This window comes from Bacillus piscicola, from assembly GCF_022458745.1.
Taxonomy (GTDB): domain Bacteria; phylum Bacillota; class Bacilli; order Bacillales; family Marinococcaceae; genus Alteribacillus_A; species Alteribacillus_A piscicola.
The window spans coordinates 1-25,010 of the sequence record NZ_JAJJJF010000001.1 but is presented as its reverse complement, the minus strand read 5'-3'; the positions used below and the strand labels follow the sequence as shown (position 1 = coordinate 25,010).

Genomic DNA, 25,010 nt, shown 5'->3' with positions numbered 1-25,010 from the left:
GCTGGTCGGTGCCCGCTTCCTTCATCCAAACATTATCTTTCCATACTATTACCCCTAAAAAATGTTGCTGTTTTCGGTGAGGGACACGTTGATGATCGGGTTATCGGTAAGCGTCGAGAAGGCGGCGCCTACTGCGTGGAGCGCATCGATTTTACACGGATAACCGCTCCGGCGTGTCATCGTTTTTCCGTCATCGTCCAAACCCATGTCAAACGTCAAGTTTAAGCGGGCTGCATACGTCTCTTTGGTAGCCATATTGGTCACCTCCTTTCCCAAGATAGTCGTTTATTCCCCCAATACCGAGGCATTCAGGGCCGGTGAAACGCGTCGGTTCCGATTGGGAATAAAAAAAGCCGATAGGTCTCCCCACCGGCTACCTTGAGTATATGTTAAGGTTATGAAATAGTCAATATAGTTTTAAGAATATTACCAATAGTTATTAAAAAGGCGTGATTGTGCAGATAGTCAAAGGGGAAACTCCTCTTCCACGACGTCGCCTTCACCTAAACGGGTCTCGCCTTCTTCAATAAGGTCTTCATCTTTCAGGTCATAGACAGGGGCTGTGGGACTGTCCAAGAGCATGTCGTCCGCTTGTTGTTCGTTTAGTTGCGCTGGTGGCGCGTCCCGCTGTGCGGATTCGATTGAGACATGCACGATCTCGTCGGGCCGGAATTTGCGCAGCGCGATAAAGTTGTCGTTGTTGAGCTCGATGTCGCCGAGAATCACGCGGACGGACTGGTGCCACTCCTCTTTCTTTGTCACATTCATGATTTCAATCTTTTTGATACTTGCTTTTAACATAGACGCTCTCATCATCTATCGCTCCTCTGTTTTTTAAAATCGCGGATACCACTCGTCTGAATCCCCGTGACGGCGCTATGACGTCGTTGTTTTCACGTTCAGTGCTTTTCACTACTTCATACACCCTCTATGGTGTCGCTATTTTCAACTTCATTCGTTTTCATGGCTTCATACACTCTCTATGACGCTGTTATTTTCGCCAACAGCCCTTTTCAATACCTCATACAACCCCTATGACGTCGCTATTTTCAACTTCATTCATCTTCATGGCTTCATACACTCTCTATGGCGTTGTTATTTCTACTATTGCTGCTTTTCATGACTTCATACACCCTCTATGATGCTGTTATTTTCGCCAACAGTCCTTTTCAATAACTCATACAACCCCCATGGCGTCGCTATTTCCAACTTCATTCGTTTTCATGGTTTCATACACTCTCTATGGCGTTGTTATTTCTACTATTGCTGCTTTTCATGACTTCATACACCCTCTATGACGTTGTTATTTTCGCCAACAGTCCTTTTCAATAACTCATACAACCCCTATGGCGTCGCTATTTTCAACTTCATTCGTTTTCATGGCTTCATACACTCTCTATAGCGTTGTTATTTCTACTATTGCTGCTTTTCATGACTTCATACACCCTCTATGACGTTGCTATTTTCAACATCACTCATTTTCAGTACCTCATACACTCTCTATGAAGTCGTTATTTCTGCCAATGCTGCTTTTCACGACTCCATACCTCCTCTATGATGCTGTTATTTTCGCCAACAAACCTTTTCAATACTTCATACAACCCCTATGACGTCGCTATTTCCACAAACACCAATTTTCATGACGTCAATGATCGGAAACACAATACGGGTGTAGGGTAATATTGTACAGCACCATTCCTACACCGGCTTTATTTCAATGTGTGTGTTGGTTCCGAGGTGTTTTTTCACTTGGTTGTAGACGTTGTCTTTCTCGGCATAGGCGCCGATTTGTTTGCCGTTGATGAGGACGCGGTAGGTGCGGGTGGCGGGTGCGGAACCCACCGCAGCATCCCCGAGTTTCAGCAATCGTTTGAAGCCGTTGACGTGACTGGCGGCGATCCGCTTTAACATGGCGGGACTGCCGAGTATGCGGCTGTCCACCAGGTGGTCGATAAATAAATTTTCTGTGAGCAGAGCCGGCATTTTCGTCTCTCGCAGGACGGCAAAGTTCGCTTGTTTCATGCCCCGGTCGCCTCTCCCTGCCGCAACGGCGACGTGCTGATGAATCGCGGATTGGTAGATGGCCGTGTGCGGTCCTGCTTTCGGATAGATGAACGACTCAAAGCCGCTCCCGCCGCCGGCATTGATGTGAATCGACAAAAAGTAGTCCGCCTTCCAACTGTTCGCCAGCCGAATCCGTTCGGTAAGCGAGAGGTACGTATCCGTGTCTCGTGTCAGGCGGACGTCCAGCCCGTGAATACGCTTCAGCTGCTCCGCGATATGGCGCGCAATCGTGAGTGTCAGTTGTTTTTCTTCCACCCCCGCCGACACAGCTCCCGGGTCTTTGCCGCCGTGGCCGGGATCGATCATAATTTTAGTGGTTGACATTATATTTTCCATCCTTTCGCTGTTGGTTTCGGTAACGTTCGAGGCGGTAATCCTCTCCGAAGACCGGCACGACTTCCGTTTCCTGCATCATCCGCGAAAACGTGCGCGGACCTGCCTTCCGCGACAATTCGCGCCCGTCCAAATTCGTAGTAAAAATCGTGTGCTTTCCGAGGCGGCTGTCCACCACCTCAAACACCTTCGACATGCTCCAACTTCCGCTTTGTTCCGTGCCGTGTTCCGCGCCGATATCGTCCAAGACCAAGCAGTCCACCTGTTCCAAAATAGCGAGAATATCCGCTTCCCCCCGACCGCCTTTCTTCCCGTACGTCGCCTTCAGCCTCGTCAAGAGCTTCGTCACGTTGATAAAAATGGCCGAATAGCCCCGCTCCAGCAGGGAATGGGCACAAGCCATGGCGAGATGCGACTTCCCAAGCCCATAGGAGCCGGTCATAAGCAAATTCCTCGGCTCCGCAAGCGAAAAAGTGCGAGTATACAAGATGGTGTTTTTTTTAGCATCGGCCTGCGACTGGTGACGCGGCACGTAGTTATCGAATGTGCACCTTGTCATATCTGCATTCACCAGGCTCTCCTCCGCAAATAAATCCAACGAACGTTGTTTCTTCCGTGCTTGTTGATTGCGCCGCACACTTTTCTCCAGCTCCGGATCGGGACAGCGACAGCCGCAGTCAAGCTCCTGGCGCTCCCCTTTCGCTGGTCCAAATGGCATCACGATACTTTTCACGACAACAGGCTCCTCACAGCCCGAACACGTATACCGGCGAACAATCACCGCAGTAGCCGAAACACTTCTGGAATACGGTTGATGACGAATTCGTTTTGTCATGAAACTTCCCCCTTTCTACGCCATATCAGTAAAATTGATACGAATTATTTATTTGTTTCGTTTTGTTTTGTCTTGTTTTATTTTGTTTAAATAAGGGGGAAACGTTGTCTGAAACATTGTCTGAAACATTGTCTGAAACATTGTCTGAAACGTTGCCTGAAACGTTGCCTGCAAAATAGTCGGAAAAAGCATGCATGGAATAGAGTGCCATCTGACGTCCAGACCGTTGCTCCACCTCGATATACCCCTTATTCTCCAAGTCATTGCGCGCATTGTAAAAACTTCGTTCCGTCACTCCCGCTTTCTGATAAATCAGCGGCGCCGATGCTGCGAACTGCGGCGGCCAGCCCGCCCGGTTGTTGATTTGCATCAGCGCGTGCCACACCGAAATCGCGCTCGCCGTCAATGGCTCCGTTTCCAAACGGTTGTAAAAGGCGTTAATCATTTTTAAGTAATTCATGTTCCGGCCCCTTTTCAATTTTGATAAGTTGCTAAAAAGCTATAGTAAAAAAGAAAAATAGACAAAAAATTAAGAAATTTTTACGTACACCGGGGAGAAAAAACCATGCTGTCTAAAAGCCATATGTACGTTACGAGGAGTAATAGCATCATGCTGTCTTGGTAACAACCCTGTAAAAACTAAGCCCACTTTCTGTAATTCGCATAAAACAACCATTCGACTGTCACACCAAAGTACTCGGCGAGCTTGACCTTGTACTTGCTTCTTGGTTCTTTTGTTCCTCCTTCAATATGCGCGATCATACTTTGAGATAGGCCAACAAGGCGCCCCAGCTCCGTTTGCGTCAATTCATGTTTGTTACGCAAATCAATCAGCCGAAGATTCCGCAAATCCATCCCCACTACCTCCTCCCTAGCACATTTTGTGTACACTTGTATCATATAATAGTCTTGCAGAAAATCAATCCTTATTTTTTGAAAATTTTTATTACTAAAAGAGATACTATCGTATGTGAATATAAAGTCCTACCTATTTTCAAAGGAAAAAAACGACAAAAAATCATCTGGAAAAAGGTAGGGTGAAAACAGAAGAATTGTCAAAAAACTAATAAGCAACAAGCGCTTCCAGCGCCCGCTCCGAGGTGTTTTATCAGGTAAACGGAGAAGTCCAGAATTAACAGAAAAAGGAAAAAGCTCGTAAAGCGAACATATGACCGCTAATGATAAAATGTATCTTAAGGACTATAAAATTTACGTGAAAAATTTCCAGTAAAAGGGAGACAGCCCCTCTCTTTTACCAATAAATGGAACGTGATGTGCCGCCCGTTTCCGCCCGAATGGCTCCCAGTTTTATGACTTATCACTCAAAATAAACAAGCATCTTTTCACATTATTCGATAATGTGAAAAGATGCTAAGCCTTCCCCCGGTTTTTGGTCTTTTGACGCCTGCATAAGACCAGATTGGCGATCGTTCTCCTGGTTTTTGGTCTTTTGGCTTGTCCAAAAGACCATTTCGCCTGCTTTTCTAGCTAATATTGGTCTTGTGGACGCTCCACAAGACCTTTTTGTCTTGGTTTCTAGCAATTTTTGGTCTTTTGGGAGCTTCATAAGACCGCTTTACTAGATAAACAAGTGGGGTTTGGTCTTTTGACGCCTCCATAAGACCGGTTTCCTGTGGGGGCGGGTGGTTTTCGGTCTTATGGGTGTTTTATTGCGGGGAAAAGGGCTAAAAACAATGCCGGTCACCATTTATTTAGTGATGGATTAAATTTCAAACATTTCAAACATCAATTGGCTGGTTTTTCTATAGATAGGGGCAGATAAAAAACTCATGCTCTGACTCTTACTAATCGATTGTTACATCCTTTGCAAACGAATAGGATATAGGACTATTACTTACTGTATGCTTATATGCTTCTTCTTCATGCATCTTATGAACAATCTCATCGGTAGTTAAACTGCCAACCTCTGAAATTACATCGTCCAGTGTTTGTATTTCCTCTTCTGTTAACTCTGTAATTTGAAACCCTGGGGATGGGTTAAACTTATACCCAATATTTTCACCGTACTGAACGGTATCAAACTGAACACCATCTAATAACACGATTTGGTCGTAACCCTCAGGAACAGCCCCCATTCGACGGGCATTATAGACAAGACCACTAATTGATTTTTCTTGCCTCTTAAAGTGTACTATATCCGAATACCAAAGCATTTTCATAAGCTTTACTTTGTGAAGGTTGTTTACCTTTTCTGAAAGATAATTAATCATTTCAACAACTTTTTTTAAATTGAGGTCTGCATTCCCCCTGATTAGTGGGTCTTCATAATTCGCATAACTAGCGTAAATTGAATCTATAAGGTATTGATTTTTCTTTTTTTTATACTGTTCCTTTGCTTTATGCAATGACTTCACATATGCTTTTTCCGATATTTTATCTTGTTCCTTAGCTTCATGTAATTTTTCTATAAGCCACTTTGGATCGGAGCTAATTTTCCTTAATACATCATCATGAGCACGATCTTGGACTTGATGATTTTCATACCTTGTAATGGTTGCTCTTCCCCAACCTAAGACTTCAGAAAAGTCTTTTTGGCTAATATCATATTTCTTCCTAATATCATGGAGCTCACTAGAGGTTAACAACCCTAATCTTTCCCGGTATGCATCTTTCATCGCTAAACTATTCGCTTTTATCATTTCTTCCGACTCTAGAAAATCTTCCGTAGCTGAACAATACTCATATTGAGCGGTAAAGCTAACTTCTTCGCCTTTAAAAGTCTCATGATCAGTCACTTCAACAGTTTCAACTACATGCTCTTCCATACAAAGCAGGCAAAGCTTCTTTTCACTTTTTAATATTTTCATTATACTCACCTCAACTTTCTATAAGGAAAGTCATCTTCTTTCAATGGAATCTCTGCGAAATGAAAGGACATAACTAAAATAAAGCCATCACCCGCAGCATGCGTAATATTTAGTAGTTCCACTCTGATTTTTATATAAACGTCCTCATTAACATATTCCTTTCCAAATACTCGCATCTCTGAATAACTGGGGAATCTGAGATCCTTTACGGTTTCCATGTAATCTTCAACTGTTAAAAGTGAAAGTTCTCTTTTTAAAGCTTCAATTTCATCCTCATCAGGAAACAAATAGGCCATTGTATATCTGTTGGTATACTTTCTGTCTCTTGTCTCATCCACTCTTCGATTTTTTTGAAAGTTAATTTTTACTGAACCGCTCTCTATAGCGTATTTTAACCGGTCTAAATATGTTTCAACTTCAAATTTATCTTCAATCCGTTTACTTAGTCTTGACTTTTTGTTCATTTATTATAACACTCCTAATATCCATTAGCAACGTTTTTGGTATCAATTGATTCCTATTATGACAACATATACCCTATATAAAATTACAATGCAGGTTATCACATAAAATAATGTTCAAATACAACTGACATAACAATATTCCACCGTCAGATAACTCCGTTTTTGTGTTTTTCTTGGTCTTATGATTCATTCATGAGACCTCTTTATCTCCTTTTCTAGCTAATATTGGTCTTATGGACGCTCCATAAGACCTTTTTGTCTTGGTTTCTAGCAATTTTTGGTCTTTTGGGAGCTTCATAAGACCGCTTTACTAGATAAACAAGTGGGGTTTGGTCTTTTGACGCCTCCATAAGACTAGATTGACGATCATTCTCCTGGTTTTTGGTCTTTTGGCTTGTCCATAAGACCATTTCGCCTGCTTTTCTAGCTAATATTGGTCTTGTGGACGCTCCACAAGACCTTTTTGTCTTGGTTTCTGGCAATTTTTGGTCTTTTGGGAGCTTCATAAGACCGCTTTATTAGATAAACAAGTGGGGTTTGGTCTTTTGACGCCTCCATAAGACCAGATTGACGATCGTTCTCCTGGTTTTTGGTCTTTTGGCTTGTCCAAAAGACCATTTCGCCTGCTTTTCTAGCTAATATTGGTCTTATGAACGCTCCATAAGACCGGTTTTCTGTGGGGTTGGGTGGTTTTTGGTCTTATGGGTGCTTTATTGCGGGGAAAAGGGCAACATCATCGCCCAGAAGGCACCTCGCGTTACGATCCGAGCGTGTGTTTACTAGCCCGGCTGGCGAGGAGGGATAGGATGAGGGCAAGGAGGGCGAGGAGCGCGATGACGATGCTAAAAACGATGCCGGCTGTTTGGATTCCTGTCGCCTTCGCAAGCAAGCCGACGCCAATGACGGGAAGGGAGATGGCTACATACGCGACGATGAAAAAACTGGAGGCTACCTCTCCGCGTTCATGGGCAGCTGTTTTGGCATTGACCGAAGCAAGTCCGGCACGAAAACTAAAGGCTTGGCCAACTCCGGAAACAATCGCCCCACCCAGTAACACAAGTAAGGAATGCGTATGCAGGGCAAGCCCTACCAAACTAATGCCAATGACTAAAACGGCAGAACCTAACTTCAGCACCAGCTGGTTGGACGCCTTTCGTAACAGCGACTGCCCGGCTGCAGACGCACAAAAACTTGAAAACACAATCACCCCTAAAATGGCCTTATTCTCAACGTGCAGCACTTTTTGCAGAAAGGAGGGCGACACGGCCGTAAACAATCCAAGCATCGAAAACCCTGCAAACACTGGAATAACGCCACGAATAAAAGTGGCGCGCACTTCCGGCGGAACCCGCAATTTCTGAACTGTCCATTTCAGCTTTTGCCGCTGTTTCACCGGTTCCGGCATATACCAAATCGCCAGGAACGCCGGCACAAGGATGACAAGATGCATGATAAAAACGAGACGCATGGGAGACGGCAGATACTCGGCGAGAAGTCCTCCAACAAGCGGTCCCAGCCCTAACCCCAGCATATTAACCGTACTTGCAATCATCGACGCTTTCCCCTGCTTCGAAACGGGCGCTAGATTAACCAACGTGGCGGTTGCCGTACTCGTGAACAGCCCCGCCGATAAACCAGACAACACCCGTCCCACAAATAAAGGAAAGAGACTACCCGAAAACAAAAACACAAGCGAACTGAGGGCAGACGCCAGGACACCGGGAATCAAAATATACCGTCGTCCCATGCGGTCGGAAAGATGCCCGAACAAGAGCAGTGCTGCAATCACGCCGATCGCGTAAAACGCATAAATAATCGTGATCATCAACGGTGACAAGCTATATGTATTCGCGTAGACGGGATATAGCGGCGTTGGCAGTGTGGTTCCTAGCATCACGACGATAAACGCATAGGCAACCCCTTGAAAAGCCCTGCTATTTCCAACTACTTCTTTTTCTCTTTCTCTTATTGCCGACATGTCGTACCCATCTCCCATCACTCCTCGTACGATAGAGGTCATTTACTTAAGCATAGTGGTTGATTTTCACTGCAGGCGGACGCTTTCCGCGGGCAACGCCTCAACTTCCTCGGAAGCAAAGTTCGCTTCCTGCGGGATTTTCGGCTGTTGCTTTTCCCGTCGGAGTCGCCGCCTTCCGTTACAATTAACGAGTCCATAATTATTTTAGAGTTTTGTTAAATTGATTATCATCCAATTAAGTACTAATGTAATGAACTCCACTAGTTTTATTTTAACAAACTTTGTATGCAGTTAACTAAAAAAAGAACCCCCAAGAGGCCTGTATCAGCCTTGAAGTGGATTCTTTCATTATATCTTCGCCATATAATAGCTTATCGAAGCGGAGTATATTCTAGAAAAAAGTGTTCAATTCTATCAACCGGTAACTGGCTAAGTTTAGTCTAGCAGTTACACTTTCAGCGGGTTGCTTTACAGCTTTTTTATACTTCTGCTATGCATTTCTCTTACAATTCAGCAATTGCGGTTTTAAGTTCGTAATCGACTACGTCAGGAATGGCTGAAGAGCATCCGACTAACGTATAATAAAATTCTTTTAATGCTTTTTTATTATTCTTTGCCTTCTCCACATCAATATCGAGTACCAAAAAGTAATGTGAATCTTTCATCCTGCATACTGGCAACAGTTCAAATAATATAAATGGGTCAAAATGGTAAGGTACAAAAATTTCAAATGATGCAGATATTAAAATTGATTCTTTTTTCCATAACGGATGAAATTGTTCTTTTGTAATATACCAACTCTCTGGCATTAGTTGTATATATGTCTTTCCTGAATCTTTATGAACCTGGATTAATCCCAATTGTCTTGCTTGGTCAAATTCAACGGATGTATTTGAAATAACCGTAATATCAACCCACTCTTCAGGAGTTTGTTGATACTCCGAAACTTTCTCCAAAAATAATAAAACTCGACTTATCGTTTGCTCCTCGTAAAATGATTCTAATACTGTATTTATCGGCTCCTTTTTCCATTTAGTGAATTTTGAAATATTAAGTTCATACAAATTTTTTGTTTTTAGTACCAACCCAGACACGACTAATGCATTTATTGCCTTCCAAATTGTTTCTTTATCCATAAACAGTTCTTCTGTTAGAAGACGAGTATTGTTATCATTTTTTCTCTGCGTTATCTTTACTGAATTCTCTCTTTCAAAATAATGAAGTAATAAAATGCATTGTAAGAAAAAGCTATGTTGAGTTTCTTCACTTTTTAACGGGAAGGTTTTTACAAACATTGACCTTGACCAGCGAATTAAACGATCCTTTAAATCACCTGTAAGTTCCCCCTCAATCAATATGCCATAATCGTTTAATAACTGTACTTGTTCATCATTTAATGGCTTGTTAATATGTGCAAATAAAAGTAAATCATTTATTGTTCTATCACCAAGGAAGGGAATAATTCGGTGAAACTTTTGTGTATCTTGATAAAATGCTGCTATATCTTTAGCAATCCATGTCTTCCTGGCACCTTTGAATGGTTCTATTTTTAATTTGTTGAGTATTGTATTTAATTGTTCGTAACTTAATTGTGAAAGGGCTTCTTTATGATTCAAAAAATTCCCCCCTATTTATTACTTCCTCGAATGTAAGAATTCTATATTGAAATCCAAAATTAACAAGCCTTCGTCTTCTTCTCGAATAATACCTTTCTTCATCCGTATTTAATGAAACTAGCGAGTATAATACCGCTTCTTCTTTCCATTCTTCTGCTGGCAATAGCTTACCCAATCTGAGGTATTCCTCTCTTTCTGATCCCTGTTGATGAGATAATGCAATCATTACTTCAACCATTTCGAAGGGCATATTTTCAATTAGTTTTGAAGGAGATATTAATTTATTAATTTTTCTTTCGTTAAATGCATTTATGAGATATTTACGCTGTTCTTCATCTAACTGAGTTGACAATGTTTCAATTTCAAATAATTCACTACATTTCGAAGTGACCTCAGTGAAAAAAGAAACAACAAGTAACCGCTTTGCCTTCTCTTTTTTTAATAAAATAGATAGTGCCTTGTACTTATTAGAATTTAATGTGTCCGGAGTCACTGATTTTTTGCGGTCTCTTGCCACGTATTCGCGCCATTCTTTCTTAGGTAAAGGAACTTTGATTTCTATGCACCTTACCGGAACTTGGTGGCCTTGATTTACTAACGTCCGATACAGCACTTCATACCACCTTGGTCCAATTAATGCTAAAACAAAATAACCATTACCATCAGACCTTGCAAGAGTTGAAGCTAAAGCTAATTTATTTTTTGCTTGAATATCAGCTGTTTTTTCATGCGTCGGTGTAGGAAGGTTATGGGCATCATCATAAATTATAAATCCAAATCCTTCCAAATTATCTACATGCTTAGCGAAAGTTTCGTATGTTCCTATTGTAATTGGCTTTAATTTTGTATCTTCCTTACTAAAGAGTGTGATGTTACTCTTAGCAAGATCTGTTTTTTCGATAATTTCATTCTTCCATTTTTCTGCCCTGTGTCTATCTTCAGTAATAATGAGTGTAGATGTTTTTAATTCCTCAATAATTTTAATTCCCACTATGATTTTCCCAGAGTTTGGAGGCATCATTATTGTTCCGCTTCCACCAGCTTGGTGACTATAAGTTAAATATGAGTTAACAGCCTCAAGCTGGTAGTCCAGTAGTTGATTTTCAGTGCATGTGATATCTACTTCCTCACCAATTTCATAAACAATATCCTTAGCAAATAATTCATGTTCGAAAAGTAGTTTCTTGATCTCTTTTCTGTAACGAGCTCTAAACAATAAAGTCTTAGAATCTGGGTATCCTATAGTTTTACTATGAATCCCTTCAATAGCTTTAATTTCGTTTATTAAATCTTCCGTTCTTGCCTTTAATAGCAAACTATCATCTTTCATTGAAAATTGTAATGCTCCAAAGTGGTTCATATTTTTTTTAATAACCGTCTGAAACCATTCAGGTACTATATTTTGAGAATGTTGCTCTAAAAAACTAATAATATACTCTGGATCTATCCCTTTCGCCTTTGCCGTCCATAGGGCATAAGGAGTTAAGGCATATGTATGAACTTGTTCTGGCGCTTGGATTAAGTCTGCAAACTCTATCAACTGTTGACCAACATTCCCCTCTTTATCTAGTGCTTCCAAAACGTAAATATTCCTACTCTCTGGGTGAATAACTAATGGCTTCATATACATTTCACCACCACCTTCTATAAAGAATTGATAATATGCAGCAACTCAAATAAAATATGAACAGTTGAAACAATTAACTCTGCTGTTGATTGAACCAAATAGATATGTAGCTGACCAAGTATAAAAACAAAATAAAACAAGAGAAAAGTAAAGATGTAGAGTAGTATATCCTCTGTTAAACTTCCTGTTTTGTAAGCAAAAGGGGGCTTAGCATAGTCTGTGTTAAATGGGGCAAGAACAGGAATACTTCGTACTGAGAAAAAGTCTCCCAATAAATGAAAGAAGTACCCTAAGGAAATCCCTACTGTTAAGGGGGATAGATAAATAAAAGAAATCAATGAAACAAGTATCCAAGCAAATATACTATGTGTAACTCCTCGATGACCGTATCTATTTTTTACATAATTAGCGATACCAAATGATCTTCTACCAATGAAAGATTTTGGTTCATCAATATCAGGTAATAAACTTCCAAAGCTTATCCCAATAACATAAGCAATATGGAAAGGATAACTTAAAATAATTGAAAGACCTGCACCAAGGGTCAACGAGCTTACGATGTGTGTTTTATAACGCAATTTTACCAAGCTCCCATATAGTTTATTTAATGGATATGCTTGGCACTTATTGTTATTACTTTTTTACTGTTAATTGTTACGGGCAGTACCAAAAAAAATACCTCTGCTTTTAAGCTAGAGGTACTCATTTATTTAATCGATTAAGCTGTAATACCCAAAATTTAAAGTGTCATCAATTGTTTTTTTACCTAAAACATGATCTAAGTTATCAATTAACATCTTTGTCAAACGCCAAATAAAGCATCTCCTGATAATAAAAACAAGGCACGAAGCTCACCTTTCATGCATTCTTCATTGTACCTTTCACCTCTAAATTTTATATAATTTATTTACAAAACAAAAAAACCACCTTTAAAACAACCCCTTGTCAGGTGAATGGTTGATTTAAGGCAGTTTTTTGAAAATGCGCACCCTCGTTTAATCGGTCAAAGATGACAATGATGGAGCACCCAAGTCTTTTTCAATACAATTGCTTCACGGAAATATCATTCATGAGTCCTGTTGAAAATGGTGAATTCCCCTCATCGCCTATCAGTTATTATAATTTATTTAAGCTGGTCCTTGCTTAATATTTATAAGCAAGGACCAGCGATGAAATGTATTTTAAAAGAAGCTATTTGCTTTTGTGAAAAAAACAACACATGGCGTAAAACACAATTAACGGAAAAAAATTGTTGATTGTAAATTCGCCCACATTGATTTCTAATTTTTGGATAAGAATAATAATAATTAGTTCATTCACGATGATCCCTCCTGGGGTCATCGCTGGTCCATGACAACTAGTTTACCATTAGAGACGCATTTGTCAAATGCTGTTAATTGTGGAGTCTTTATTATAATTTATGTTTTTATTTCGGTCATGAGAGTTTCTCTCCCAATTCACTTTGGATATACAGAAAGAATAAATCCATCATACAATTCCTTATCATTGTTACCAGCATCTTAAGAGTTAAATTTTTTATATTTTCTGACTACCATTTACAAAATAGGATTATTCCGATAGTATATGATTAAATAGAATGGGGGAATGGGTATGGGTTTAGTAATTAATCAGATTGATCCGAAGAAAACGGCTTTGTTGGTTGTTGATATGCAGAATGATTTTATGGCGTCTGGTGCGCCGTTGGAGACGGCTATGGGGCAGGAGTTTTTGCCAAGGCTAAAGGAAGTTCTGAACTTCTCCAGGGATAAAGGTATTTCGGTCATTTACACGGCGCATGTGCACCGGGAAGATGGTTCGGATATGGGGTTGTATGGTGAGATTTATCCTCCGGTTGCGGAAAGAGCCTGCTTAATTGATGAAACGCCGGGAACGGAGATTTACCCGGAAGTGGCGCCATTAGAGAATGAGCCTGTTATTAAAAAACATCGATACAGCGCTTTTTTCGGTACTGACCTGGATATCATTTTACGGAATAAAGGAATCGAAACGGTTGCCATTGTTGGGTTGACCACCGAAGACTGCTGCTTTGCTGCTGCGCGAGATGCGATGTACAGAGGATACAAGGTCGCGTTTTTATCCGATGTGACAGGAACGTATGACTACGCGGATATCGGGTTTGGTGTGGTCCCTGCCGCTGAAGTGCACCGGGTATGTCTAACGGTTTTGGGCGGATCCACGGCTCACGTGATGACAGCAGAAGAATATATGCAAAAAGTGAAAGAAACCGAAAAAGCCGAACAAGCATAATTCTCCATTCTTGAGACAGCAGCTCGTTATAGAACTGCTGTCTCAAGTGTAATAACCTATCCCGCGTATCTTTGAAGGGCACGCCGAGATAGGTTATTCGCTATTCGGTGTTATAGTCATTATGCTATAGCTACGAGACAGTATCCATTTATTGTGTCTTCTCTATAGGGTACATGATAAAGAAGATGGGTAAGTGGATTTGTTCTATTAAAATTCACCACTCTAAATATCCAGAGTCCATCCGCTCGTGTGTTTATAGATTTATCTGTTCCCCCGGTTCAATGGTGTGGTAGTCGCTTAGATGGCGAGATTCATAGGTACTCGCTATCTTTAATAATTTGGCTTCTTCCCATTTATTACCGACAAGCTGCACTCCCACAGGGAGACGTTCTTTGGACAAACCGACAGGCATGGACAAGGCGGGATGCCCCGTAAGACTGAAATACGACGTGTAGCGTACCATACAATTAAAGATGGGCTCTACCTTACCGTTGATCTTTACTTCTTCCTCTCCTATTCGTTTTGGAAGAGCGGGTAACGTAGGTGTGAGAAGAAGGTCCAAGTCGTTCATCACCTCATTGAACATTGTTTCTAACTGTTTCTTTTTGGCTATGGCACCGATATAATCAACAGCAGTAATCATTTTACTTGCTTCCATTACGCTTTTTACGTACTTTCCATATTCATCGATGTGATTATCTATCCGTTCCTTATGATAAAAGCCGGCTTCCCCAGTGGCAATGGTTAGAATTATAGGAAATACCTCTTCTGCTTGCGGGACATGTACATCAATTTACCGGTGGGTCAGTCCGTATTCCAGTCGCTTGCTACGTACCGAAAGAGACGATTTTTTTGTGTGTTTGTAATAAAAATGTTGGATTGTTTTTTCGTTCCACTACTTTGAATGGCGATCAGGTGAGACGCCTGTGGGAAAAGCAAGAGCTGAATATCCACCGATGGTGGTCTTCCGTCGGTTAACTGAAGCCTTGCCCGCGACAAGCGAACCTGAAGAGCCATCTGTGTGAAAGGGTATTAATTAATCTTAACGATAAATCTTATAGAATTGAAAAAAGGGCTGTCAAAAGGTTATTTTTTATGACCTTTTGATACAGCCCCGAGCACAAACCACAAGGAGACCACTTATTCATTTACACCAGATGGTCTATATGCTACATGTGCACCTAAATATAAACCTGAATTATTCACTATCTTTACTGTACTTTTTTATTAACTCCTGCATTTTGTCGTAATACTCTTCGGTAGGATAACCTTCACTTTTCAACGCCTCTAAGTGTTTCTGTTGTACTTCTTGCAAACGCTTATCCCACTTCTGCTTTTCACTATCAGTTAGTTCAACAATTTCGTGATTATGGTTTTCCTTACTCCATTTAACAGCATCCTGGATATGTTGATCCAAATACTGTCCAGTAAATTCTGTCATCTCACTATTTAATTCATCAATAACGTTTTGAACATCTTCAGGAAGACTCTCCCACTTTTCCTTTGACATCACCGCAAAGAAAGTGTACACACCAAGAGGATAGTCCGTCGTATATCCTACCATTTCTGCTAATTTGGTGTCTTTTAGAACTTCTCTGGAGGACACGGTACCGTCAACAATACCAGTCTGCAGAGCTTCTGGTACCTCTGCTTGCGTCATTCCAACTGGTGACGCACCTAATGATTCTAACACTGGTATCATTTCTCCTCCCACCCGTAGCTGTTTACCTTTTATATCATCTAAATTGGTGATTGGTTTAGTGCTTTGAATAAAAGAAGGTTCTGTGGCAAAAGTAGTGATGATTTTAAAATCCTTCAAAGTTTCTGGCGGATACTCTTTCGTAAGATCTGCCATTACTTTACTGGCTGACTCGGCATCTTTAAAATCAGAGGAATAATAGGACATGGAAAGCATTGGGAAGCGCCCAGCTTCATATGCTGTAGTAGTCAGACCAATATCCGCCGTACCGTTCTCCACTCCCTCAAACATATTATTCGCTTCTAATAATGTCCCACCAGGAAAAAGCTCTACTGTGACTTTCCCATCCGTTCTTTCTTCGAGGCGCTTTTTCCACTCCTTCATCTGAACAGCCGGGAACGTAGACTCAGGGGCAAAGAAAGCATAAGTCAGGGTGATTGTCTCCTCTTGGCTTGCTTCAGTGTCAGTTGTATTTTGACTACATGCTGCTAACATGAGAGTGAAAAACATTAATAATAATAGCTTTTTCATCTGCACACTCCTTATCTAATTTTTTATGTTTCAAGATTCAACATGCATGGCATCTATCTGATGAAAACCTATTTCAAAGGGAATACCCTGAATATAATTGGGTATTCCCCATTACTTAGCTCAGTTGTTTCTTGCGTGGGAAACCATTACGACCAGGAAATTCAGGGGCAAGCTCTCGAGCGTTTGGCATTTTAAGCCAAAGCCTCAAGAGATGGCGTTTAAGTGCTGGGTCTTCATGATCCTCAAAATGAGTACGGGAATGCAAAACCATGTAATTGTTTGCAAATTGAATATCTCCAGGTTCCAATATCATATCCAAACGGTTGTCCTCATCATGGAGTAATGAATCAATGAGATCCAAAGCTTCTATTTCTATATTTGACAGTTGAACATCTTTCATCTCTTGACCCAGTTCAATATATTGTCGCATATATCGACAGCTCAACTTATCCTTGTGGTAGCTGAAAATCGGTGACAAAGTAGGTAACTCTTCGCCGAGATGAGCAAAGTAGATAGGACGATAAAGAACCCCCAAGTACTCTGGATAATTTTCTAAAATTTCATTGTAAATGGTAATTGCACTTACCAAGCTACTTTCCCCGCCAGTTTTCGCTTTTCGAAGAGATAATAAACCAACGACATCAGACAAATCTGTATGATATGGAAGATATGAGTTTGTTTGATAAACTCTTGTCTTCTTGTCGCTTGGATCACCTATGGCAGTCACATTTCCTAAAAGATCACCTTTAGGATTCTGCGTCACTGGTTTACCCATGTGCAAACCGAGACCATAATAAATAATACTTGCCTCTTCATCAGTATATCTTTCCATCGGCAGACCACGAAGTAACAGAAAACCTCTCCCGTTTTCTAATTCGTCAATAAAATGCGAAATTTCATCAGTAAGTTTGTCGATTGGGAAGTCTTCTTTATTGAAATCAGGTGCTTTCAACCCCTTTTTTTGGACTTCTCGCATTGCCTTTTCAAATTCATTAATAGTTTTATCGGATAAATAATAGATCCAGGAATCACTTCCAGATAGTTCGCTCCCTTTCCAAGCAGCCGGACTTTGAATTATTTCCTTTTTCATAGTTAACATACATAATCCTCCTAAACATATTTCATTATTTTTGATAAATTAAAAATTTTATTATAATAAATACCTGTGAAATCGATTGAAAACTAAGTTAAGAGGTCTGGCTGTTCTTTAACAATTCGATCGTAAAGTAAATTAAACTGAACCTCACCAGCCCAGGAAGCTCCCACTTGCTGTGAAGCAAGCTTTGCACTTTCGTGGTTGATGAGCTTTGGCTTCCCTACAGCCTCAGCCATCAGTTGAGATTGGCAGCATCTTTCCATGCTGATGTACCACCAGGCTGCTTCCTCCACTGATTGACCAACCGTTAACAGACCATGATTACCTAGAATAATTCCCTTACGATCCCCTAACGTTTCTACAATCTTCTGACCCTCCTCATCTTCATACACAACACCACTGTAGTCATGTAATATAGAGTGGTCCTCGTAAAAAGCACAGGCATCCTGACTAATTGGGTCGAGTAACCTGCCTAATGATGACCATGTCTTTCCATATAAACCATGTGTGTGTGCTGCAGCCACAACGTCGGGTCTTGCTTTATGAATTGGGGTGTGAATGGCAAGGGCAGCTTTATTTACATCAGTGGTTTTCCCTTCTACCACCTCACCCACTTCATTAACTAGAACCAAGTCAGATGTTCGAATTAGGCTGAAATGAATTGCAAACGGATTCACCCAAAAGTGATCTGTATACTCAGGGTCTCGTACCGTTATATGTCCAGCTAGTCCTTCATCAAATCCAAACTTTGAAAACAGACGAAAAGCAGCGGCCAACCTGTTTTTTCTATGTATCCGTACTTCCTCTACATTCTTAAGCTTAGGAGCCGTTATTAGTTCCTCATTACCCATAATTAAATCCCCTTCCATTTTTAAAATTTGTCTTACTTGCCTTGTGTAACCGCTTATTCTACGAGAAATGGTTTATCCTATAAAGCTTTAGAATCAGATCACTTTCCCAATCAACGGTTTCTCTTAGTACATGCGCGTTGTGATCTCCACATTGATAGCCGTACCTCTTTGAAAACCGTTTTGCTCTTTAGGACACCGGTACGCCAATTAAAACTTTTCGAAGCAACCCTCTATCCCTCAACCCCTTTGTAATGCTGAATGTTTTGAATATTTTATAATCAATCTTATTTCACATTTTATTTTTAAACAATAACAGAATAGGTTTAAATATTTATAATTTTTAGACATTAACATGCTAAATAATTCTTATCTTGCTATACTCGCTCTGTTTTTAAGGGATGATATTGAGATTCCAATAATGTAAAATCTCATAAAAATAAGTTTCCTCACTGGTTAAATTGTGAGTTTACAAATCTATTAATTAGCGGGGGATTAGTAACTAGCATTATACAGAAATTGGGGAGTTGCTCCATTTTTTGTGAAAACCTTGAGTTCAAGATGAAATTGAGTCGAACAATCATATCAACAGAATGCGCGGTGGATAAGCAGATCAGCGTTTAACAAGCCTTCAAATTGTATGGTAATTGTTATAGATTGGCTTGAATTGCGTTCCACAAGTTTATTAGTGACGTGTTGATATCTTCCCATGTAATATCGTCGGCATAGCTATTCTTTCTTTGGTAGTTTAACCAGTGTCGCTCTAAACCTTTATCCAACCTAACTTCTTCAAGAATAGCTTGTCCATCCGGTAAAACAGAAACAGATCCTCTTTTTTCAGCAGTTTTTCGTACAGCCTCACCTAATAATTCACGCTCTATTCGATAACCTTGTAACTTAACGAGAATATAGATGTCATAAAAATCCCTCATTCTTGTATTCGTTATGTTTCTAGTTAATATCGTTTCAATCTTTTCAGCAATAACTGTTTCTATATTGTATGCGAGGATATCTATACTTCTATTTTCCAGCAATAAATCAAATGTATAAATAACTTCTTTAGGTGTTATTTCATCACCAGTTGTAATATCAACTTTGATTGGGACTCTTGCATTGTCCATAACCGCTTCTATTGACACACGAAAACCACTATATTGATCCTCATCCTGGATCTCATCAATCCGCTTCAATGTCATTTCTACTCCATCGTCTATCGGCATATCAAGAATAACCTTACATACAGCTTCAATAGACTCCTGATTCATAGGAAATGATTTAATAGTGGCATCCATATCGATTGTCGACCGCATATCTACACCAACTAGGGCAGCAACCAACATGCCGCCCTTTAGGATGAAATTGTCTTTATACTCAGATATGGAGATTCTCTCTAGAAGTCTTTCTAACATATAGTTTCTTAAAAGTATTTGAGCATTTATTTCCTTTTCTTTTGCAAGGTTTCGTATCAAGGCTTTTATTTGAGTAGAACTTTTCATAATAGAATCTCCATATAATTTCTTAAGATATTTTGAACCCGTAACTCTTTAGCGTATTTCATTAATAACGATACATTTTTATCTTTACTTCCAAGGTATCTCTTTAAAGCCTCATGTAAAATGGCAACGTCCATGTTATTTCGATTTCGGACAATATCACAAATAGTCCGTTCTTTATTATAAGCTGTAACTTTTCTACCAAACAATGTTTCTAAATCAGTTGTCCCCATTACATGTAGTGATCTTTTAACAGTATATACCTGAATACCTTCATCCCTTAAATTAGTAGCATTGTAACCGGACGGAACGGTAACCGACCACTCGAGAGGATCCCTATCCGTTAAGTCATGTAAAAATAATGCTGTTTCATGGGAAAATACCACCTTAGGCTTTGTCATCTGAAGCATATACATCTCATCTTCAAATGCATCGGGCGTTACGTAAATCCCACGGGACACTCGTTCTAGTTTTCCCTCTCTTAAAAGAAGTGTTAAATAATGGCGTGGAATACCGCGATTCTCTACCTCATGAGTAATTACGATTCCATTGTTATCCGCAATAAGGTTTTCTAATTGTTCACGATAACTCATATAATCGACCTCTTTTTTTGCTTTTGTGCTTTAATTATACATTATTAAAGCATGTACGCAAAAAATAAACCCCCATCGGCATGAGCCACACCCTCTTCCCTACGGTTTAACCGAGCGGTCCCATTAATCAGATTAATCCTAAGAAAACGCACTAATAGTAAAAGCAGTCCTGTTTATACTACACTGAGTCTAGTTCAATTTTGAATTCCAATAATCGACGAACGCCTTATACCCTCGTTCCTCTAAGAAAAACGGTATAAGTTGCTCCCCCTGCAGTTTGTATGAATCCATATATGGAACACCGGCTCGGTACGCTTTTTCCATTCGGTGGTTTCCATCAATGATAGAATAAATCCCCGGCCTAATTTCTGCTTGTATAACCGTCTTCCTGACATCCACCGTTTTTATGTGATCTTCATTTATAGTTGGGCGATAATGAGTGGTAAACCACCTCTTCACCTCAATCCTTTCCCTTTCAGCACGAAGGGAGCCTGAATGAATGTACTCCATCATACGGGAGATATTAAAATTAAAAATTCCATTAGGGAATATCTCATCCCCCTCGTAACTTGGAAGTGGCACATAATTTTCGTTATAACGCAGATATCTCTTTTTACTTAGATTCATCACGTTTCTCCTTCATGAAGAAGTTTCGTCTCACCAATCTGTTTTTCTTATTCTCTTGTCCATTACTATTGCAAAAATATAGGAAGGTGCTCTAAAGCTTTTCTGCAACGGTGTTGTGTTTTCAAGTGGAACTAGTTTTAAAGCCTCCTGAAAACTTTTTTTATAAATAGACTGAGTTGTACGGCTCAAATCAATTTTATTCCCATTTACTGAATAGGTAAATTCCCCGCCTTTTATTTGTTTAAAAGTTTCCCCCTCATTATCTATAATTCTCTCCCACACGATATCAATCACAGTGAGATACCCCCTTTTCATTTGCTCTCCAGAAATTTTTTATCTATATGTTGTTAATATCTTTGCCATGAGAGTACGGCGAAAAGTTTTTACCAATTCTGCGGTCCTTTTTACCACCTTTTGCGGAGCTTTGTACCATCTATTGCAAAAGTCTTTACCAAACTATGAGCCCTAAAAGGCAAAATAGCCAAAACCCGAAGAGGTTAATCGCTATTCTGTGGCTATATTGTGCTATTGTATTTCTGCTAAAACTGCGAGTCAGGTTCATAAGAACGGGTTTACTACCCTATCCGGTGGTTCAACGGTTGATTTCCACTGCAGGCGGACGCTTTCCGCGGGCAACGCCTCAACTTCCTCGGAAGCAAAGTTCGCATCCTGCGGGATTTTACTTCCGCAGGATGCGGTGGCTTCTGCGTTGCGAACAGGACGTTCGCGCTTTTAGCAGAAGTTCCTCTTCACATGCTTTTCCCGTCGGAGTCGCCGCCTTCCGTTACAATCAACGAGTCTGCATTTATTTAGGCTACTATTTAAACAAAGATTTTATATTACCACCTTCACCATACAGCTTAACGGAGCGGAGTAATAACCCAGAAAGATGTGTTCAATTCTATCAATCGAAAACTGGCTAATTTAAGTCTAGCAAGCATGTTAGGACATCCTTTTACGTGGTTAAAATCCTTCTTTTGACATTTGTTTATTATGCATGCTCAAAGTAATCCATGCAGGTATCGCAAAAACTGACTCCATCCTTATCACCATATCTTCTGTAAACAATTTTTTCATTGCATCTTGGGCCAGGACATGTTGTTAATTCATCCTGGATTGGCCTAGCTCCACAACTTAAACAAATATATTGGTTTCCGCCTATACATAAGAAAGTTTCCATATCGCAGTCTGGGCATTCATACAAGGGTCCCTCTCCGCCATCACTCACATGAGTATAGCTATCAACAAAATTGTCGATATACTTCTCGCGAAAATTATCGATATTTCCACCACAAAAATGGCAAAAGGCATCGAACTCATCTATAAATTCAACCGTTTTCTGAATACAAACTGGACAAGGTAAAATCAATTCAATTTTGTTAATATCAACCTGAACCATTTCAAGTCTCTCACGTACATATTCATCAAATTCATTTAAGTATTCCTGTATCTCAACAAATCTTTCATTATCAGCTTCTATGTAATTCACATCAATCATTTCAGACTTAATAAAAGGGAGTAGATATGTAAATAGCTTTACAATATTTGATTTGAGAACATTAGCAGTCACTACAAATTGGTAATGTTCTGTCTTATTTCTTTCTTTTCGTAACCAATCCATCTTTTTAAGAAGATTCTCATCAAAATTAATACCACTGATATTCTGTAACCTTTTTATTAAAGTATCGTGGTTAACACTTAAAAAGTCTCCAGATAACAATTTTTCATTATCAGCGTTCTCTATCTTCTGGAAAATAAGCACCCAGTGCTCCTGGTAAAGTATCTCTTTCAAAAGAAGCTGTATCCCCGCATGAAGATTAATTAGTGAGTATTTTAAATCTTCATCTGACTTATCAATGGTTTGTAATGACTTTAAAATAAAATCCAATCCATTCTCAACCATATTTAAATTAATCCGATCACTCAATTTTACCCCTCTTTTTGACTAGTTATCTATTTAAGACCTACCACTAGTATCTCACTTTTTAAACCATCAGTTATTAATTTTTCTTACGTCTATCAAAAAAACTAAAACGAAACCTAATTCTGTTTTAACTTCTAAACTAAATTAGTTTCTGGAATATCTTTGAAAGTAGTTAGACTATTATCTTTTAAGATCGGTCATAGGCATTTTAACGAACAAGTACATTAAAACAGATCTTAATTTTATATTTTGTACATACTATACAATTCTTTCAGTTTGATTCCAATTCCGCAATCATTCAACCTAGTTTGTCGTCTTTTAAACAATGCATCTATAATATCTCTCTTTTGCTCAGAAATTGCATGGTGTAATCTTTTATGGCAACTTACACACAATGATACTACATTCGCCTCAACATCCAAGCTATACTTGAATCTATCCTGAAACTCTAATGGTATCATGTGGTGCGCCTCAACATAATTCCTATTAGTAAGTTTGGAGTTGAAATTTTTATGCTCCGGATTTACTTCACATAAATAGTCAGCAAAAATAATAGCTTTTTTAGCAACAGTTGTATCCCTTTTTACCACTTCCCTGTTCGCTCTATTTTTGCTTGGCTTTTCTTTTGGGCTATCCTTTATGTTTATCTTTTTATTCATCCAAGTATTTTCTATTTGATTTTGAAATTCATCATCTGTCATACTGCTGTTTGTCAGTAAATTGACCATGGTGTACTTGGTTTTTATTTTTTCCCTGGTCTCTACCGACCTTCGATATTCATAATAAAGCATAGCAGGGTTGTTGATTTCATCAAATTGTGGGTCCCTTTTAAATATTTTTATGAAATAGTTTATTGCTTCTATTAGCTCCTTCTCATTTTTTTCCTTCCAAAAAATCCTATTATGGAATACTGGGTCTATTTCAAAACCATGTCTTTTCATTTTTTTGATAATTTCTTTCCCGTCTGTGTAACTGTTAGCGAGGTCAAATAATAACTCATACATTTCACGATTAAATTCATGGCCTTGCTCTTCTAATTCGTTTGTTATTACTTTTACTTCCTCAAAAGTTCCCGTCTTTGAAAGTAAATATGAAAACAAGTCATAGTTCGTTGCTATTTTACTTGAAGCTATATGTTCTAACTCCTTCAATATTCTTTCCATTTTATCAGCCCACCAATTTGAATAGTGAATAATAAGGCCAGTTAGACAGATCAAAGTGAAATTTTTATTCCTCTTTCACATTACCACACTAACACTTTACACTTTAGCTGAGAGGGAATTGACCCCCGAATACAATATATACAGGACATTTGCTTCGCTTTTACGATTTCGCGTAAGATCTATTGAGTAGAAGGCCGTCCCTGCTAGTATTGGGAATTATTTATCAAAAATTTGCTTTTATACCAACTATCTCGTCACGAATTTCCTGAAGCAGTTTATTGGTTTCAAATATATTGTTGGAATCTGAGCTTAAGAGAATTGAATAAATTGAAACCACTATAGCAATTATACTCAGGAAGAGACTAAACAATTGCATTCTTCGATTGTTAATTTCGCTTAACTTTCTGTCCCCTACTGTAATTATACGTTGCTCTAGCAAATCAATGTACCTTAATTGCTCATATAGTGATTGAACATTGTCATCTTTAAATAGTATATCTGTACTGAGCATATAACGATTGTATTCAGCAATATCATGTCGGAAATTATCAATATCCTCATGACATTCTTTTAGTAATTGAAGTACCTCAAAAATTTCCTTTTTATTCAGCTTTTTATTACCAGAGTTTATTTTGTTATCAATTCCGAGAAGATGATCAGTTAATATTTGTCCTGCCTTATACAAGTGGCTAAACCAAAAACTAAGTCGATCATTCTGATGAACTTTTTTTAATAGACTTGGATTATGGTGATTTGATTCTTCAAGAGGGTCGAAAGATTCTTTTGGCTCTTGTTCAAGTGATTTATTAAAAGCACTATGTTTTTGGTACAACCCAGCTCCCATGTAAAAATCCCTCGCTTAGTTAGTCTATAAGTATTGGAAAAAAGTCACTCTTTTTTGTTAAGTATCCTATCGGTGATCGCCGCCTTTACCAGCTGTTAAGGTGGTGTGCATCTTGATGGCGGCCTACACCTATTTACATCTCTATAATGAAATCGGATTTTATCAGTAGAGTGAACAGG

Annotated in this window: 24 protein-coding genes; 1 reads left to right on the top strand and 23 read right to left on the bottom strand. The window is 39.3% G+C overall.

The window, feature by feature from the left end; genetic code table 11:
• Positions 1 to 54: 54 nt before the first annotated feature.
• The 12 genes from LOR49_RS00120 to LOR49_RS00065 form a co-directional block, all read right to left on the bottom strand.
• Positions 55 to 255 carry a DUF1659 domain-containing protein gene (locus LOR49_RS00120; protein WP_240373971.1) on the bottom strand — a complete coding sequence of 67 codons (201 nt, stop codon included), beginning with the start codon at positions 253 to 255 and terminating at the stop codon, positions 55 to 57.
• 210 nt (positions 256 to 465) lie between these two features.
• Positions 466 to 801 (bottom strand): hypothetical protein, encoded by a 336-nt coding sequence (locus LOR49_RS00115; RefSeq protein ID WP_240373970.1) that lies wholly within the window; start codon positions 799 to 801, stop codon positions 466 to 468.
• Between the two features lie 897 nt (positions 802 to 1,698).
• Positions 1,699 to 2,388 carry an N-acetylmuramoyl-L-alanine amidase family protein gene (locus tag LOR49_RS00110; RefSeq protein WP_240373969.1) on the bottom strand — a complete coding sequence of 230 codons (690 nt, stop codon included), beginning with the start codon at positions 2,386 to 2,388 and terminating at the stop codon, positions 1,699 to 1,701.
• Entirely contained in the window at positions 2,375 to 3,232 is an 858-nt protein-coding gene (locus LOR49_RS00105; RefSeq protein WP_240373968.1) for an ATP-binding protein, read from the bottom strand. Before LOR49_RS00105 ends, LOR49_RS00110 begins: the two co-directional genes overlap by 14 nt.
• A 25-nt stretch (positions 3,233 to 3,257) precedes the next feature.
• Positions 3,258 to 3,692 carry a hypothetical protein gene (locus tag LOR49_RS00100; protein ID WP_240373967.1) on the bottom strand — a complete coding sequence of 145 codons (435 nt, stop codon included), beginning with the start codon at positions 3,690 to 3,692 and terminating at the stop codon, positions 3,258 to 3,260.
• A gap of 179 nt (positions 3,693 to 3,871) precedes the next feature.
• Positions 3,872 to 4,087, bottom strand: a complete 216-nt coding sequence (locus tag LOR49_RS00095) for a helix-turn-helix transcriptional regulator (protein WP_240373966.1) — start codon at positions 4,085 to 4,087, stop codon at positions 3,872 to 3,874.
• 950 nt (positions 4,088 to 5,037) lie between these two features.
• A complete protein-coding gene (locus LOR49_RS00090) occupies positions 5,038 to 6,060 on the bottom strand; it encodes a type II TA system antitoxin MqsA family protein (RefSeq protein WP_240373965.1) in 1,023 nt (340 codons plus the stop codon).
• A gap of 5 nt (positions 6,061 to 6,065) precedes the next feature.
• Entirely contained in the window at positions 6,066 to 6,524 is a 459-nt protein-coding gene (locus LOR49_RS00085; protein WP_240373964.1) for a hypothetical protein, read from the bottom strand.
• 757 nt (positions 6,525 to 7,281) lie between these two features.
• Positions 7,282 to 8,502 (bottom strand): MFS transporter, encoded by a 1,221-nt coding sequence (locus tag LOR49_RS00080; protein WP_240373963.1) that lies wholly within the window; start codon positions 8,500 to 8,502, stop codon positions 7,282 to 7,284.
• A 503-nt stretch (positions 8,503 to 9,005) separates the two neighbouring features.
• Positions 9,006 to 10,118: a hypothetical protein gene (locus LOR49_RS00075; RefSeq protein ID WP_240373962.1), complete on the bottom strand. Its 1,113-nt coding sequence runs from the start codon at positions 10,116 to 10,118 to the stop codon at positions 9,006 to 9,008.
• Positions 10,108 to 11,748, bottom strand: a complete 1,641-nt coding sequence (locus LOR49_RS00070) for a helicase-associated domain-containing protein (RefSeq protein ID WP_240373961.1) — start codon at positions 11,746 to 11,748, stop codon at positions 10,108 to 10,110. The genes LOR49_RS00075 and LOR49_RS00070 overlap by 11 nt, the downstream gene beginning before the upstream one ends.
• 14 nt (positions 11,749 to 11,762) lie before the next feature.
• Entirely contained in the window at positions 11,763 to 12,323 is a 561-nt protein-coding gene (locus LOR49_RS00065) for a metal-dependent hydrolase (RefSeq protein ID WP_240373960.1), read from the bottom strand.
• A gap of 1,033 nt (positions 12,324 to 13,356) precedes the next feature.
• Here LOR49_RS00065 and LOR49_RS00060 point away from each other — a divergent pair.
• Positions 13,357 to 14,013 carry a cysteine hydrolase family protein gene (locus LOR49_RS00060; RefSeq protein ID WP_240373959.1) on the top strand — a complete coding sequence of 219 codons (657 nt, stop codon included), beginning with the start codon at positions 13,357 to 13,359 and terminating at the stop codon, positions 14,011 to 14,013.
• 253 nt (positions 14,014 to 14,266) lie between these two features.
• On the opposite strand, the gene LOR49_RS00055 is transcribed toward LOR49_RS00060, so the two are convergent.
• The 11 genes from LOR49_RS00055 to LOR49_RS00005 form a co-directional block, all read right to left on the bottom strand.
• On the bottom strand, positions 14,267 to 14,806 hold the full coding sequence (locus tag LOR49_RS00055) for an amidase family protein (protein ID WP_338021118.1): 540 nt from the start codon (positions 14,804 to 14,806) through the stop codon (positions 14,267 to 14,269).
• Between the two features lie 405 nt (positions 14,807 to 15,211).
• On the bottom strand, positions 15,212 to 16,243 hold the full coding sequence (locus LOR49_RS00050) for a TRAP transporter substrate-binding protein (RefSeq protein WP_240373958.1): 1,032 nt from the start codon (positions 16,241 to 16,243) through the stop codon (positions 15,212 to 15,214).
• A 115-nt stretch (positions 16,244 to 16,358) separates the two neighbouring features.
• Positions 16,359 to 17,342 carry a TauD/TfdA family dioxygenase gene (locus LOR49_RS00045; protein ID WP_240373957.1) on the bottom strand — a complete coding sequence of 328 codons (984 nt, stop codon included), beginning with the start codon at positions 17,340 to 17,342 and terminating at the stop codon, positions 16,359 to 16,361.
• Positions 17,343 to 17,425: 83 nt separating this feature from the next.
• Positions 17,426 to 18,190, bottom strand: a complete 765-nt coding sequence (locus LOR49_RS00040) for a class II aldolase/adducin family protein (protein ID WP_240373956.1) — start codon at positions 18,188 to 18,190, stop codon at positions 17,426 to 17,428.
• A gap of 647 nt (positions 18,191 to 18,837) precedes the next feature.
• The gene (locus LOR49_RS00035; protein WP_240373955.1) at positions 18,838 to 19,683 is read right to left on the bottom strand and encodes a nucleotidyl transferase AbiEii/AbiGii toxin family protein; all 846 of its coding nucleotides are present in this window, start codon (positions 19,681 to 19,683) and stop codon (positions 18,838 to 18,840) included.
• On the bottom strand, positions 19,680 to 20,273 hold the full coding sequence (locus LOR49_RS00030; protein ID WP_240373954.1) for a type IV toxin-antitoxin system AbiEi family antitoxin domain-containing protein: 594 nt from the start codon (positions 20,271 to 20,273) through the stop codon (positions 19,680 to 19,682). Before LOR49_RS00030 ends, LOR49_RS00035 begins: the two co-directional genes overlap by 4 nt.
• A gap of 189 nt (positions 20,274 to 20,462) precedes the next feature.
• A complete protein-coding gene (locus LOR49_RS00025; protein ID WP_240373953.1) occupies positions 20,463 to 20,900 on the bottom strand; it encodes a ParB/RepB/Spo0J family partition protein in 438 nt (145 codons plus the stop codon).
• A gap of 30 nt (positions 20,901 to 20,930) precedes the next feature.
• Positions 20,931 to 21,194 carry a hypothetical protein gene (locus tag LOR49_RS00020; protein WP_240373952.1) on the bottom strand — a complete coding sequence of 88 codons (264 nt, stop codon included), beginning with the start codon at positions 21,192 to 21,194 and terminating at the stop codon, positions 20,931 to 20,933.
• 697 nt (positions 21,195 to 21,891) lie between these two features.
• Positions 21,892 to 22,827, bottom strand: coding sequence for a hypothetical protein (locus tag LOR49_RS00015; protein ID WP_240373951.1), 936 nt, complete (start codon positions 22,825 to 22,827; stop codon positions 21,892 to 21,894).
• A gap of 239 nt (positions 22,828 to 23,066) precedes the next feature.
• Complete coding sequence (locus LOR49_RS00010) at positions 23,067 to 23,987, bottom strand: HNH endonuclease (RefSeq protein WP_240373950.1); 921 nt, start codon at positions 23,985 to 23,987, stop codon at positions 23,067 to 23,069.
• 223 nt (positions 23,988 to 24,210) lie between these two features.
• Positions 24,211 to 24,831: an emp24/gp25L/p24 family protein gene (locus tag LOR49_RS00005; protein ID WP_240373949.1), complete on the bottom strand. Its 621-nt coding sequence runs from the start codon at positions 24,829 to 24,831 to the stop codon at positions 24,211 to 24,213.
• Between the last annotated feature and the right edge of the window lie 179 nt (positions 24,832 to 25,010).